Origin of the sequence: Clostridium sp. HGF2 (assembly GCF_964240115.1) — a bacterium.
GTDB lineage: Bacteria > Bacillota_I > Bacilli_A > Erysipelotrichales > Erysipelotrichaceae > Clostridium_AQ > Clostridium_AQ innocuum.
In genome coordinates, this window is the sequence record NZ_CAXSSO010000001.1 from 702408 (window position 1) to 716898 (window position 14491).

Genomic DNA, 14491 nt, shown 5'->3' on the forward strand with positions numbered 1-14491 from the left:
TATTTTATGGACGCAGACCCCGCGCAATCTTCCATTACACTGCAGCTGCTGCTGATTGTCATACTGACACTGATCAACGCCTATTTCGCGGCGAGTGAAATGGCCATCGTATCCGTTAACAAAAACAGGATTCATCGCAAGGTGGAGGAGGGAAACCGCAAGGCAATGCTTGTGGAAAAGCTTCTTCAGGAGCCTACCAGCTTCTTATCCACCATTCAGGTGGCAATCACTCTTGCCGGCTTCTTCAACTCCGCCAGTGCCGCAACCGGTATATCCGTACGCCTTGGTGCTGTTCTGGAGGCCTGGGCCATCCCTTATGGAGAAACGATCTCCATGGTGGTGGTTACCATCCTGTTATCCTTCGTGACATTGATTTTCGGAGAGCTTGTTCCCAAGCGGATCGCTCTGCAGAATGCGGAAGCCTATTCCATGTTCTGCGCAAAGCCGATTCTCATTATTTCAAAAATCGCATCGCCCTTCATCAAAATTTTATCCTGGTCAACACGGTTTGTACTCCGTCTGTTCGGCATGAAGGATGAAAATGTTGAAGAATCTCTTTCCCGTGAGGAAATTCGTTCCATGGTGGAAAGCGGGCAGGAGAGCGGTGTCTTCGATGAGGATGAAGCTGATATGATCGACAGCGTATTCGCCTTCGACGATATTCTGGCAGAAGAGGTGATGACTCCGAGACCGGATGTATTCTGTATCGATATTGATGATCCTCAGAGTGAATATCTGGATGAGCTGATGGAAATGCGCTACAGCCGTATTCCGGTTTACCGGGATTCCATCGACAATATCATCGGCATCCTGAACATCAAGGATTTTGTAGTCGAGGCAAGGAAAAACGGTTTCGAGCACGTGGATATATCGCGCATTCTGCGCAAGCCGTTCTTTGTGCTGGAAAGCAAAAACATTGACGATCTGTTTCGGGAGATGCAGAGCAAGCATCAGCATATCGCCATTTTGATTGATGAATATGGAGGCTTCAGCGGTATCGTAACCATGGAGGACCTTGTTGAGGAAATTATGGGAGATATCGAGGATGAGTACGATGAGGATGATGAACCGCAGATTGAAAAGCTTGATGAGCATACGTACGTGCTGGACGGCAGCATGCCGATAGATGATATCAATGAAGAGCTTGGACTGCAGCTTGAAAATGACAATCATGAAACCATATCCGGATTTCTGCTGGATCTGATAGGACAGATACCAGAGGACGGAGAGGAACGTGAGGTTATCTGGAACAATATCAAATTCCAGGTAAAGGAAGTAAAGTACAAGCGAATCCATAAAGTACAGCTGGTTCTTATGCAGGAAGAAGGAAACAGCAAGGAAGTATAAATAGCGGATTCTCTGCCGATTAGGGTGGGGAATCCGTTTTTCATAGACACTGAACAGCGTGCGCAGGCATTGAGAATCTGCAGAAAAAAAGCCTGTATTCGTACAGGCAGATCCTTTCGGATGAGACAGGAAGGGAATGCTTTATGGCTTCAAACCTTCTTCTTACCAGATAATCTGAGTTGGAGCTGCATATCGGCTTCCTATTTTTTTAATAATGATTTCGTATTGATATCATACGTGTTACGTGACAGAATCAGCAGCATTTCCTCAAAGGTAGCTAAGTAGGAACAGGCGATTACCAGTGCAACCGGAATTAGCGGTAGACTTTTGGTTACCACGCAAAGCGGAACGAGCAGAAACAACAGCAACCCGGTCAGCTTATTGCCTATGGTGTGCATACTCGCCCAGATATGATGCTTCCATCTTGTCAGCAGCAGCGCCGCAAGCTTCAGTACGAAGACACACAGCACCAGCATGGAAATCAGATTCATGATTTTCAAATTCATCTGAAAGAAAACGATGTATAGTGAAATGCAGTAGAATGCCAGATCACCGATAGAATCAAGACGGGCACCCAGCTCACTCTGCACATGCAGGGACCTGGCGAGCCCTCCGTCCAGGACATCGCTGATTCCTATGATGAGATAGACAATCAGAAACAAGGTTGTATTCTTTGTCAGAGCCAGCAGCAGAAATGACAGTATGATCCTGACTGCGGACAGTATATTCGGTATTTGCTTCATAATGTTTCGCACCTTCCCAACAGCATGTACATTATATCATATTCAATTGTATTCCACTATCACAAAAATGTAAGGCTTTATGTAATCATTCGAATGCGGCTTTAATTTCACCCGTATGTGAGAAGCTACAGACTTGGAAGAAGGGAATTTGATGGGCTGTATTTGATAGCAAGGGGACGACATGAAAAAAGCATACCAAATCGTATGCTTTCTCAGTTTTTCTGTCTATATCATAACACAAATGGACCGTTTTTTCCAGTCTTGTATGCAAACAGTGTCCGTGATATATCTATTAGACACGGATAAGGAGGTATGCATAATGAGTTGGCAGAACATACTGGAGGTATTACAGGAAGGGGAAAGCGGTCTCAGAAGGGAGCTTGCCTGCATCGGACTAGAGCTGCGTAAGGAGCAGATGCAGGAATTGTATCAGACACAGCAGCAGGCATTGCGACGGTATCGATGGGTGGAAACAAAAGAGGACCGTCTGTTCGACATACTGGGGCCGTTTTTAAAATCTCCCTACATGGCACTTCCAACATATATGCTGCACTTAAAGCAGTCGATCTGGCTGTATTACCATGTACGCAGTCATATAAGCTGGCAGGTATCGGATGAGGCGCTGTGTGAGATACTGTATGAAGAGTATCTTCTTTATCACGGTGAAATCAACCGGCAGCTCGCTTTGCGTATTTTACAGCGAGTGAAAAGGTCACAGGAGGAATAGCATATGGGATATACCGTTGGAAAACAGCGTGTTTGCGATTCGCTGTATGTCTTGCTGCAGCATGCACAGGAGGCAGGGGAAATCACAAAAAAGCGTAGGGAATATCTGTTAAAGCAGTGCGAACATATGGCGCAGGAGCTTGTCCTTTTGCTCAACCATAAGCAGAGCACCTCTTTGAGCATGGCGGATCATAAACGTATTTTAAACACCATCAGCTATGTGGTTTTACAGGGACTGGAGAAGATGGAAGAACGGTCTTTGCAGGAACTGGAAATAGATGCATGCTTTGAACGCGGTCTGCTTGTTTTACAGGATAAGGAGCAGCAGACAAGAAACCTGTTGAATCAGCTGCGCAGAAACCGTCTGCCGTTTTGCAATGAGCGCTACAACAGTGTGATGGATGAACAGATACCGCACTATCTCGGGCAGCTGAGCACCTATGAGGGGATTTTATACTACAGTCACACCACAGAGGATCTGGACTATCCACTGGTGGATGGGATTCCTCTGTTTCATGATATGTATCACCTCGATGGGATGGATCTTGTCCTGTATTATATGGAACGCTTTGCACTGGAGCATACCTTTTGCGAATACTTTCGTGAAGAGCTGCCGGAATTTCTCCGACGCTATGAACAGCAAAAGGGAGTGACTGTGGAATATTTAGGCTTGAATCTTTGTGAGCTGCTCTGGTATCAGTGCTTTGCATCCCTCATGCTGTTTCAGAAGCCCTCACTTTTGCTGGCAGAACAGGATGTAAAGCGTCTGCGGGCGCTGCTGAGGCATTGTTCACTGAAGGAGGCTGTTCAGAAGGTCAATCATGCAATCGCTGCCAGCATGGGGAAAAGCGTGGCAGACTATCTCACACTGTTTGAAGAACAGCTGCAGGCGCAGCTACAGGTCTTTGTCCGGGATGCTTATGCCCTGCTTGTGTATGAGGAAGCAGTAGATGACCGTTTTGTCATCGACCTGACACAGGGAGAAGATGAGGAAACGTTTCTGACGCTGCTGGAGGAGGTGGAGAAATATGCCTGCCTGCAGGACAAAATTCAGCATTTGCGCTCCCAGAAGATCAGTGCCTATGACCTGATCGATCTGTTGGAAAATGCTGTTTTCATGAATGAGGAGTACGATGCGTATTATGAACAGCTGTCGCTGGAGGAAATCGCTGTACTGTTAAAGCTGTTACATCCTGCAGGTGGTAATTTTCATGAGGCATGGAAGCTGGATGATGCCGATTTGAGGGAGATTGAGCAGGAGCAGGAATGGCAGTACCGGTTTATCAATCATATCCGTCAGCGGTCACAAAAGGAGCGTGAAAAGCTGTGTGAGCTGTTAAATAAATTAAGGATACGCAGCTGAAGGAAGCCGTAGACTCTGCTTCGGCTTCCCATAGAATGAAGCTGCTGTTTGAAAAGCATTACGGTTTTGGCAGAGGTTTCGCCGAATAAGGAAACCGTCGCAGTTTTACCTTGCATGGCGGGAAGACGCCTTTTCGTTTCGTTTTTGCATAGAAAAAGCCGATGTCTACAGGATAGCTTCGCATTCCTGTGAGCATTGGCTCTTTTTCATATATGCTCTTTTATTTTGCCAGCCGCTTTAAAAAAGCCTGCAGGATATCCTCACCGTCATCCTTCTCGTAGCCGTATTCTCCCATTCGAATTTTCGGCTTCATCTTCCCATGAAAATCACTGCCGCAGGTCATCAGGACACCATGCCGGCGGCAATAGGTATCATAATAGCGGTTATGCTTTGCTTCATGATAATTGCTGTAGGCCTCGATTCCATCGATTCCCTCATCCAGTGCTTTTTGCAGACGTTCCTCCTTTTGATAGAAGTTCAGCCATGGGTGTGCCAGTACGGCAATACCCCCGGCATCGTGAATGCGCTGTACGGTGTCCTTCAGGGATGGATATTCCACACGGACATAGCAGGGCTTTCCGGCACTGCACATATCCCAGTAGAAATTCACCGGCTGAGGCTCACAGCGTCTGCCTCCGGGCTGATAATCCGCAAACTCTTTCTTATCCTTATACTGTTCCATGATATGGTGCACAATTGCAGGAAACGGATTTTTACCTGCATATCGCTTTAAAAGCGCAACGGGATCGATATCCAGGTCGAAGACCTCTCTGATTTTTTCTACACGCTTTATCTGCACGGCTTGTTTTCGTTCACTCAAAGAATCGAAAAGGCTTTGAAAATAAGGCTGCTCATAGTCGATACCGTAGCCGAGCACGTGTACCTCCAGCTCCTCAAACAGCGTATCAAATTCCATAGCGGGAATTACGCGGATGCCCTTTGCCTCTCCCAGACGAACCATATCGGCAATTCCTTTCGGCGTGTTGTGATCACTCAGTGCAATCGTTGTTAAATGGGCTGCATCAGCCATATGAATCAGCTCCTGTGGTGTAAATTCACCATCGTTGCTGTAACAGGAATGCATATGTAAGTCAAAAGAATTCATGCGATTTCCTCCTTTAAACCAAGAGTATTATAGCACAGTCAACAAAAAAGAATATGTTTCAAATACCTAAAACCAAAACTTTGCGATTTTTCGCAGTATTTCGTCTTAAAACCAATTTTTTATGCTTCTTTTTTTGGAAAACTGCGAAATCAGATTGACGATAGGCTAAGAAAAACGTACACTAACCATGTGCAAAGGTGGTGAAGCGACATGTCGAAAGCAAGTGAAGCCAGACGGAATGCGCTGTATCAGAGAGTTCTGGGAGAAGGCAGAGTGCGGGTTGGAGAGCTGGCCCGGCAGCTGGATGTGACAACGGAAACGATACGTAAGGATCTCAAGGTGCTGGAGGAACGCGGCGTGCTGACGAAAAAGCATGGGAGCGCTGTCGTTCGCAATGCCTATTATCAGCTGCCCTTTGATGTCAAGCTGCAGGAGCATACGCTGGAAAAACAGCTGATTGCGCGTAAGGCACTGGAATTTATCGAGGATGATGCCATTGTCTACATGGATCCAGGCAGCACCTGTCTGCAGCTGGCGAAGCTGCTGCGTCTGAAGAAGAACATCACGGTACTGACCAATTCCCTGCCGATTGCGGATATCATCTGTGACAGCGGGCTGGATCTGATTATGACCGGGGGAAAGCTTCAGAAAAAAGGACGTGCGCTTGTCGGATATTACGCCACCAATGTCATTGATACGGTTCGTATTGACATTGCGTTTATGGGATGCGACGGCTTTATGGATATGGATGGTCCGATGACCTTTTCCATGGAGCATGCGGAGGTAAACCGTCATATTCTGGCGCATTCCAGAAAGAACATCCTGCTTTGTGATTCCAGTAAATTCACAAAGACAGCCACCTATCAGTTCGCCAAGTTTTCAGACTATGATGTCATGATTACCAACGAGCTGCAGGAAGGGCAGCAGGACTGCGTGAGTGAGGTCAAACAACTGATTATGGTAAAGGAGAACTAGGATTATGAAATTACAGCTGGCATTGGATACACTGACACTGGAGGAATGCATGACCCTGCTGCAGGAAACAAGAGGCAGCGTTGATATTGCAGAGGTGGGAACACCGTTTATCATCGAGGAGGGCATGCGTCCGGTAAGAGAGTTTAAACAGCATTTCCCGGAAATCGAAATTCTGGCGGATGCGAAAATTATGGATGCAGGAGAACTGGAAGCGGAAACAGCATTTAAAGCCGGAGCGGATATCGTTACCGTTTTGGGAGCGAGCAACAATGAAACCATTCTGGGCGCTGTGAAGGCCGCAAAGAAATACAATGGAAAAATCATGATCGACATGATCGCGGTAAAGGATTTGGAAGCTAGAGCAAAGGAAATCGACGCCATGGGTGTGGATTATATATGTGTGCATACGGCATTTGATGTACAGCAGACCGGAAAGAATCCGCTGGATGAGCTGATGATCGTCAACCGTGTTATCACACATGCGAAATCTGCCGTTGCCGGCGGGGTGAAGCTTGCGACCATTGATGCGATTGCATCCGAGGGGGCTGCGGTTGTCGTTGTCGGCGGTGCCATCTGCAATGCAAAGGATCGTGCAGCTGCCGCAAAAGAAATGAAGCAGCATCTGAAATAGGAGGAAGCAGGGAATGAACAATAAGGAATATGCAGGGATCGTTCTGCAGGAGCTTACACACACACTGAGCTCCATTGATGAGGTACAGGCGGAGAAATTCGTTCAGCTGATTGATGAGGCAGACGAGGTGTTCTGTGCGGGTGCAGGAAGAAGCGGCTTTCAGGTGAAGGGCTTTGCCATGCGCCTGATGCATATGGGTGTGGCGTCCTATGTCGTTGGGGAAACATGTACACCGAATATCAAGGAAGGCGGCGTACTGGTGGTGTGCAGCGGAAGCGGAGAAACAAAATCGCTTGTCAACCATGCCGCAAAAGCAAAGGAAATGGGAGCACGGGTAGCACTCATCACCATCAATCCTAATTCCAGCATCGCCAATATGGCGGATGTCGTCATTGAAATCAGCGCACCTTCACCGAAAAGTGCGAAGCAGGGGGACATCAAATCCATTCAGCCGATGGGATCTCTGTTTGAACAAAGCGAGGGAATCTTCATGGATATCGCTGTTATGATGCTGATGGAGCGCAGAGGCAAGGATTCCGATACGATGTTCGGAAGACACGCCAATATGGAATAATATAATCATTGAACCATGAAAGCCTGTACAGGGAACTGACCATTCCTGAGCGCTTGGGCTGTCGTCCGCCGCAAAGCACAGGTACAGGATAAGAAAATATCTGATGGGAAAACGCCATCAATGCGGGCTGGCGGATGCAAATTCGCCGGTCCTTTTCTATAAAAGGGAGAATAACTATGCGAAGTCAAAAGAAAAACGTGGCCATGCTGTGCCTGTTCTACTTTCTGTCCTATGTCGCTTTTGTATTGCCTTACGGCTATATGCAGACCTTTCTGGAATATGTCGGCTATGATGTTGTGGAGCGCGGCATCATACTGTCCGGTACGGCTGTTGTAGCTATCATCACGCAGTTTTTTATCGGTTATCTATGCGATAAGTATAAAACGGATAAGAAGTTCTTTAACCTCTGTCTGATCATATTTGTCCTTTCCACGCTGGTGATGTATCAGGTGACACAGCGCAATTTCTTTCTGCATCTGATTTTTATATCCCTGGTTGGCGGTATGTTTCGTACCACGCTGGCGGTGCAGGATACCTGGACATTGGAAACGAGTGAAACCTGCCGCAATAATTTTGGTCCGATACGTGCATTCGGTGCGATTGGCTGGATGATCGGCAGTCCGATCGGTGCTCTGGTTGTCGAGCATTACGGCTATCCCGCACTGGGCTATGTGTTTGCGGGTCTTGCGGTTTTAAACATCCTTTTAACGATGTTCATGCAGGATGCGGTTAAGGTGGAAAAAAGCGGCGGGATTCATGCCTCGGATTTAAAGGAGCTGCTGCTGGATAAAAAATATGTTGTCGTTGTTCTGATTTTCCTGTTTATCAACGTGATTGCGACTGCGGATATATACACGACGGTGGATAAAATGATGGCACTGGGCGCGAAGGAGGGCATGGTCGGTGCCAGATGGAGCATCCAGGCATTTACCGAGCTGCCGCTGTTTTTTGCAGGAACGTGGCTGTTGAAGAAATTCGGTGATTATAAGCTGATGATGTTTGGTACCTTTATGTATATCATCCGCTTTCTGGGCTATGCCGTTGTACAGAGTCCGGAAATGATGATCGTGGTCACGCTGATGCAGTGCATCACCTATCCGCTGATCATGATCACCAGCAAAACACTGGTGGACGATACAACACCGATTCATCTGCGAAGCAGCGGGCAGACGATCGCCTCCGCCTTTTATGTGGGACTTTCTCTGCTGGTCACCCCGGTGATAGCCGGAGCGATGGTATCCTCCCTGGGGGCCGATTTAACACTGGCGCTGATCGGCCTGAGCGGATTTGTACCGCTGGGACTTGGTATATTATACAAACGTCTGGATTAACAAATGTAACCGGTTATCACCTGCTCCTTAATTTCTGTGAGAAAATAGTGTATAATACGAATTAGAAATGTGAGGAGAGTTCGTATGAGTAAATTTGATACAATGGATTATATTATCTGTGCAGCAGTTCTGTGCTACGGTATTTATCTGACCGTACAGAATGTGCGCCTGTTTCTTGCCAATGAGAAGGTGAGAAAGGAATATCTGAATAAGCATAAGGACGGCTATACCATGGTAAATCAGTATCTGCCGTATATGATTTTTTTCCTGGGCTTTTCTGTGATTGGCATCATCGGTATCTTTGTGATGGAAAAGAATACGAAGGATGAGCTGTATGTCTGCTTTGCGCTTGCATTGATGGCGATTATCAGTGCGGGTATGGCACTTGACTCCATCGTGAAGCGGCGGGCAATCGTGGATGATGACGGCTTTGTATATGAAAAAGCGCATTATCGCTTTCGCTCCATTCTGTCGATGGATCCCATGAAATCCATTATCAAGAATATCGATATTCTGACAACGGAGCGCCAGCACGTAGTGGTATCCAAAAAGATGGGTGTCTATCTGCATGAGTGCTTTCTGGCGTGGAAGAAACGCAAGAAAAATAAAAATAAATAAAGAAATCTGGAGGAGGAAGCTATGATTAAACTAGCGGTATTTGATGTTGACGGAACTCTGGTAACGAAAGGGAACCGCAGGGTTCCTGCATCGTGTGTCCATGCTCTGAATGAGCTTTCAAGGAAGGGAGTGAAGTTGGCAATCGCCAGTGGCAGACCTCCTTTTGCTATGGAGCAGAGTCTGCTGGAGCAGGTGAGCTTTGATTACTTCGTCTGCAGCAACGGTGCATTTGTGCGCAATGCACAGCATGAGGTGCTCTATCATTACAGCTTTACCATGGAGGAAACACGAAGCCTGATCCATGCCTTTAAAAAGACGGATAATGCATTGATGTTTCAGTGTCAGGATGCGGCACACTGCTATCACGGCTATAAGCGGATTGCCAATATGCTGCAGAATTTTCTGGGACGACTGGATATTCTGGTGGATGAGCGGGAATCCGAGGGTTATCTGCAGGATACCATGCCCCTGGCAGCTGTCGCTAAAATAGAGGATGCTGATCTGGAAATGATGAAACAGCGCTTCCCGCAGTTTTTGTTTACACCGTTTGATACCTGCTTTTACGATATCAACGGTGCCCATGACAAGGCAACGGGCGTATCGCATATATGTGAAGCGATGGGCTGGAGCATGCAGGATGTGATCAGCTTCGGGGATGATTACAACGATCTGGAAATGATAAAAGCATGTGGCATCGGCGTTGCGATGGGGGATGCCAGAGAGGCTGTGAAGGAAGCAGCGGATTATGTGAGCGGGCTGTGCAGCAGAAACGGAATTGCACAGGCACTTTTACATTATGGATTGATTGACAGGGTGTGTGATGATGAAGCTGTTTCTGAGTGATCTGGATGGAACGCTGATCGATGTACATGGCAACATACAACAGCAGGATGTGCAGGCGATTCATACGCTGGCAGAGCGCGGCATTGCTTTTGGTATTGTAACCGGGCGGGATTACGGCTTCTGTCAGAAGCTGATCAGCCGTTATAGACTTGCTGCGGATATGATTATCGGAAATAACGGTGGATCTATCTGGATTCATGATGAGAAGGTCATGGAGGAGCACATTGAAGCCGGGGATGCAGTACGCATTATGGAGTTTTTAAAGGATCATGTGGATGAGATCAATCCCTTTGTCTGCAATGAGCAAAGCACCTTCTTCTTTATGAGGGAGCAGTATGCACCGGAGCACTGGAACGAGGTAAGAGAGCAGCTTGCCTACCTCGGTGATATTGCTGATCGGGATCTGTTGCGATATTTGAAGGAGAAGCAGGAGCCGGTGGTGAAAATCAGTATCCATACGTATACACAGGAACGCCGGGATACCTGGCTGCCGATTCTGCGCAGGCAATTTCAGGATGCCTATGAAATCCTGCCGACATCCTTTGATTACATTGAAATCACCCGTAAGGGAATCGATAAGGGAAAATCCTTTTTACAGGCACTGGAGTATTGGAAGCTGTCACAGGAGGAGGTCGCATTCATCGGGGATGGTGCCAACGATATTCCACTGTTTCATGAGGTGGAAGCCAGCTTCTGTATGGCTTCGGCAGCACAGGAAGTGCGCAGGGAAGCTGCACATGTTGTAAAAAGTGTTGCAGAAGCTGTGACTTTTGTTATAGAATAGAGTACAAACAACATAGTAAATAACTTAAAGGAGTGTTTTTATGGCCAAGAAAAAAACAACAACAGGGCAGACATCGGCGAGGATGGTTATGGATGTTCTGAAAAAGCATTACGCGTTCACACCGGATACGGCCGTTGGATACGATGCATTTAAAAATCTACGACTGTCCACCTCGGTGATTGCATACACCATTGCCAATCTGATGGAGACCGATGTCATTATGAAAACCGATGATGACCGGTATTATTTCGTAGAGAAAAACTGGAACAAGGTCGTGCATAAGGTGAATTTCGCCTATGTCATTCTGCTGGGACTTCCTATCATAATCCTGCTTATTTTCTTAGGCATTCAGATGCTGATGAGTTGATGATAAAAGAAACCCGCTTCTGAAAAGGGCGGGTTTTATCTGTGCTTTTGTATACTTAAATTTTCTTATAAAAAAACCTGTTCCTCAAGGCAGCTTGCTCTGCGTAAGGAAAACAGGTTTTTTTTCGGCATCAGGTATTATCGGACAATGTAACCCAGTCCTGCATGCGTTTCATACTCTCGAGTGTTTCATTATAATCGGTCTCTGCTTCCAGCGATACGGCATTCTCATATCCGTATTTTCGCAGATTGGAAAAAATCATCATGAAGTCGATGTCTCCCATGTCGAAGGCAACATGCTGAAACGGCTTTTCCAGTGCGGCATTGTATGCATAATCCTTAATATGGATGTGATCGATCCAAGGATAGATATAATGCAGCTCCTCCTCGAGTGAAAAGGTCAGATACTCCGCAGGGACATTTTCCTTATAGGCACGGTAGCTGTTTGCCGGATCCCATAGCAGCTTGAGATAGTCACTTTTTATGGCCTTCACGATCTGAATGCTCATATGGCCCTTAGGAAGGTGGGAATACGGACAGTTTTCCAGCACCAGCGTCACATGCTCCTCCTCCGCAATCTGCACAGCCTGTCGGACATTTTTCATAATCAGAGCGATATGCTCCTGTGTGCCATAGGCAGGCGGCCGGTTATCCGGAAAGCGGAAAGGAAAGATGCGTACCCTTGGACAGTTCAGCTTTTTAGCAATGCGGCATGCATTTTTCAAATAGCGAAGATGTGTAGGGACATCCCCTTCAATCGCATGAAATGCCGGATTAAACAGACTTACTTTATCGTTCTCCATCAGCGGACACAGAAAGAAGACGGTACTGGCGATACAGGAAACCTTGAGTTCGTAGGTATTCAGCAAGGTGCGAATGGTGTTGATTTCCTTCAGGCTGCATTCTTCAATACTTTTTCCAAACACATTATGCAGCTCCACGTGCGTATAACCATAAAGCCTGGCTATGCGTAAGGCGGTTTCCAGATCCTCATCGATCTGGTCAGTAATTACAGATGCGTACATAAGCTCACCCCTCTGCAATTATTATAACAATATAACAATATACTTGCAATCGGTTTCAAATAAAATCTTAAAAATATGTTATAATGTAATTACAATGAGTTGCTTTTCGGCTGGTTCCATTGTATAATCAGTTTGAAAAAGGAAGAAGGAAAGAGGTAGATAGTATGTATCCTATGAAGCTGAAGCCTGTATATGATAAGACCATATGGGCAAACGACCGTCTGACAACCATGCGCGGTATGGAAGAAAAAGGGCTGGGCACCTGCTGGGAGATCAGTGCCCATCCGCATGCAAAAAACGTTATACTGAATGGAGAATATGCAGGGAAAACGCTGGATGAGCTGATTCAGGCGGATCCGCAATCCATACTGGGAGAAAAACAGCTGCATCAGATGCTTCGCCTTGCATATCTGGATGCCAGAGAGGATTTATCCATTCAGGTACATCCGTATGACGAATATGCAAGAGCGCATGAAAACGATGAAGGGAAAACAGAATCCTGGTATATTCTGGAAGCAGATAAGGGAGCTACGCTGGTGGCCGGAACGACTGCGTCGGATGCAGCGGTGATCAAAGCAGCTGTCGAAAATGATCAGGTCGAGGATTATGTGCGCAAGGTCGAGGTGGAGGCCGGTGATTTCGTATGCATTGATGCCGGTATGCTGCATGCACTGGGAAAAGGCATTCTCGCACTCGAGATTGGACAGAATTCCAATACGACCTATCGGTTTTATGATTATCATCGTCAGGATGCGAATGGCAGGGAGCGAGAGCTGCATATCGATAAAAGCTTTGATGTCGCAGATTTCGGACTGCACTGTAATAAAGTGGCAACACCTTTTACGGATGCGGATACCACGCAGGAGAAGCTGCTGGTTGACCGGAGGGAATTCAGTGTGCGCCTGGTGGATGTTGCGGGAAGCTACGTGCTGCCGCAGGATGAAAAGCGCTTTTACTGTCTGAGCAATGTTTCCGCAGACTGTGTCCTTCGCTATCAGGGAGAAGAGCTTCCATTTGCATTTACTGAGAATATTTTCGTACCGGCGGGCTGTGCGGACATTGAAATCTGTGGGAAGGCACGTATTCTGGTAAGTTTTGTAAGATAAATTTTTCACACAATATTCACATAAAAACGTGTATACTGCTAAAAATAGCTGTAAATATGCGTTTTTTTCTATTTCAGATAGGACATTTTGGTTAAAATGTGTGATTACATTTGTAATTATGTGAGAAAAATTTATCAAAACAGTTGAAATTACGAGGAACGTGGTGTAAGATTACAATGTAAATAGCGGAGGTAAGCGATTACATTTCAACGAAAGCTGGTCACTTCGAAATGTGAAAGCTGCCATAACACAGACAGAGCTGGTATGGTCTGGTGTTTCAAAACGTATACCTTATGAGACATGCTGAAAAATCCCTGTTTTCTATGCAAAAGCATAAAAAAACAGATGATTTTCCACGATTATCATCTGTACTGTTAAGTATAGGTAAATGCATAAGGCAGGTAAGAAAAAGGATTTGGTAGGGAAGCCAAAATATTTTTTTGGCCTTTCACACCGTAGTTTTGTTCTGTGTCCGTGAAAAAAAGGAGGACGACAAATGAAATACGTGATTATGGTAAGTCATGGTGAATTTGCACCGGGATTGCATTCCGCTGTCAAAATGATGACAGGGGAACGTGACGATGTCCTGAGTACAAGTCTGAAGGCAGATATGAGTGCTGATGAATTTGCAGCTAACTTCAGAACACTGGTTGAGCCGCTGAATGCAGACGACAGTGTTATTCTGCTGGCAGACATTCTGAGTGGATCTCCATTCACCAACGCACTGGCTGTTCTTGATGAAAAAGGCCTGATGCCAAACACATTAGTGATTGCAGGTATGAATATGCCGCTGGCAATCACCGCCGTATTGATGAAAGATAATTTTGACGATGCAGAGCTGTTGAAAGAAACACTGCTGAGCGAGGGTCATGCCGGTCTTACTGAATTCAAGGTAGAGAGCGATGACGCGGAAGACGATATTTAAACATCGGAATTTAATCTAAGGAGGACATA

General features: G+C 46.3%; 16 protein-coding genes. 13 read left to right on the forward strand and 3 right to left on the reverse strand.

Going from position 1 to position 14491, the window contains the following annotated elements:
- The first annotated feature begins 6 nt into the window (after positions 1–6).
- Positions 7–1347: a hemolysin family protein gene (locus tag ACESPQ_RS03345; RefSeq protein WP_002611106.1), complete on the forward strand. Its 1341-nt coding sequence runs from the start codon at positions 7–9 to the stop codon at positions 1345–1347.
- Positions 1348–1547: 200 nt separating this feature from the next.
- On the opposite strand, the gene ACESPQ_RS03350 is transcribed toward ACESPQ_RS03345, so the two are convergent.
- Positions 1548–2090: a CDP-alcohol phosphatidyltransferase family protein gene (locus tag ACESPQ_RS03350; RefSeq protein ID WP_002611105.1), complete on the reverse strand. Its 543-nt coding sequence runs from the start codon at positions 2088–2090 to the stop codon at positions 1548–1550.
- Between the two features lie 319 nt (positions 2091–2409).
- Here ACESPQ_RS03350 and ACESPQ_RS03355 point away from each other — a divergent pair, with 319 nt between their 5' ends.
- Positions 2410–2817: a DUF6323 family protein gene (locus ACESPQ_RS03355; protein WP_002611103.1), complete on the forward strand. Its 408-nt coding sequence runs from the start codon at positions 2410–2412 to the stop codon at positions 2815–2817.
- A 3-nt stretch (positions 2818–2820) separates the two neighbouring features.
- Positions 2821–4179 (forward strand): DUF6179 domain-containing protein, encoded by a 1359-nt coding sequence (locus tag ACESPQ_RS03360; protein ID WP_257327564.1) that lies wholly within the window; start codon positions 2821–2823, stop codon positions 4177–4179.
- 220 nt (positions 4180–4399) lie between these two features.
- On the opposite strand, the gene ACESPQ_RS03365 is transcribed toward ACESPQ_RS03360, so the two are convergent.
- Entirely contained in the window at positions 4400–5284 is an 885-nt protein-coding gene (locus tag ACESPQ_RS03365) for a PHP domain-containing protein (protein ID WP_373143935.1), read from the reverse strand.
- A 210-nt stretch (positions 5285–5494) separates the two neighbouring features.
- Here ACESPQ_RS03365 and ACESPQ_RS03370 point away from each other — a divergent pair, with 210 nt between their 5' ends.
- The 8 genes from ACESPQ_RS03370 (at position 5495) to ACESPQ_RS03405 (ending at position 11407) form a co-directional block, all read left to right on the forward strand.
- The gene (locus ACESPQ_RS03370) at positions 5495–6259 is read left to right on the forward strand and encodes a DeoR/GlpR family DNA-binding transcription regulator (protein WP_002611099.1); all 765 of its coding nucleotides are present in this window, start codon (positions 5495–5497) and stop codon (positions 6257–6259) included.
- Positions 6260–6263: 4 nt separating this feature from the next.
- Positions 6264–6890, forward strand: coding sequence for a 3-hexulose-6-phosphate synthase (hxlA, locus tag ACESPQ_RS03375; protein WP_373143936.1), 627 nt, complete (start codon positions 6264–6266; stop codon positions 6888–6890).
- 13 nt (positions 6891–6903) lie between these two features.
- Positions 6904–7464, forward strand: coding sequence for a 6-phospho-3-hexuloisomerase (gene hxlB / locus ACESPQ_RS03380; RefSeq protein ID WP_002611097.1), 561 nt, complete (start codon positions 6904–6906; stop codon positions 7462–7464).
- 176 nt (positions 7465–7640) lie between these two features.
- Positions 7641–8795, forward strand: a complete 1155-nt coding sequence (locus ACESPQ_RS03385) for an MFS transporter (protein ID WP_002611096.1) — start codon at positions 7641–7643, stop codon at positions 8793–8795.
- A gap of 84 nt (positions 8796–8879) precedes the next feature.
- Positions 8880–9413 carry a hypothetical protein gene (locus ACESPQ_RS03390; protein WP_002611095.1) on the forward strand — a complete coding sequence of 178 codons (534 nt, stop codon included), beginning with the start codon at positions 8880–8882 and terminating at the stop codon, positions 9411–9413.
- A gap of 21 nt (positions 9414–9434) precedes the next feature.
- Positions 9435–10256, forward strand: coding sequence for a Cof-type HAD-IIB family hydrolase (locus tag ACESPQ_RS03395; RefSeq protein WP_002611094.1), 822 nt, complete (start codon positions 9435–9437; stop codon positions 10254–10256).
- Complete coding sequence (locus ACESPQ_RS03400; protein ID WP_233105071.1) at positions 10234–11040, forward strand: Cof-type HAD-IIB family hydrolase; 807 nt, start codon at positions 10234–10236, stop codon at positions 11038–11040. The genes ACESPQ_RS03395 and ACESPQ_RS03400 overlap by 23 nt, the downstream gene beginning before the upstream one ends.
- Before the next feature lie 40 nt (positions 11041–11080).
- Entirely contained in the window at positions 11081–11407 is a 327-nt protein-coding gene (locus tag ACESPQ_RS03405) for a hypothetical protein (protein ID WP_002611090.1), read from the forward strand.
- A gap of 130 nt (positions 11408–11537) precedes the next feature.
- On the opposite strand, the gene ACESPQ_RS03410 is transcribed toward ACESPQ_RS03405, so the two are convergent.
- Positions 11538–12431 (reverse strand): sugar phosphate isomerase/epimerase family protein, encoded by an 894-nt coding sequence (locus ACESPQ_RS03410; RefSeq protein ID WP_002611088.1) that lies wholly within the window; start codon positions 12429–12431, stop codon positions 11538–11540.
- 164 nt (positions 12432–12595) lie between these two features.
- On the opposite strand from ACESPQ_RS03410, the gene ACESPQ_RS03415 reads away from it, so the two are divergent.
- Positions 12596–13537 (forward strand): type I phosphomannose isomerase catalytic subunit, encoded by a 942-nt coding sequence (locus tag ACESPQ_RS03415; RefSeq protein ID WP_118002698.1) that lies wholly within the window; start codon positions 12596–12598, stop codon positions 13535–13537.
- A 496-nt stretch (positions 13538–14033) separates the two neighbouring features.
- Complete coding sequence (locus ACESPQ_RS03420) at positions 14034–14462, forward strand: PTS sugar transporter subunit IIA (protein ID WP_002611084.1); 429 nt, start codon at positions 14034–14036, stop codon at positions 14460–14462.
- The last annotated feature ends 29 nt before the right edge of the window (positions 14463–14491 follow it).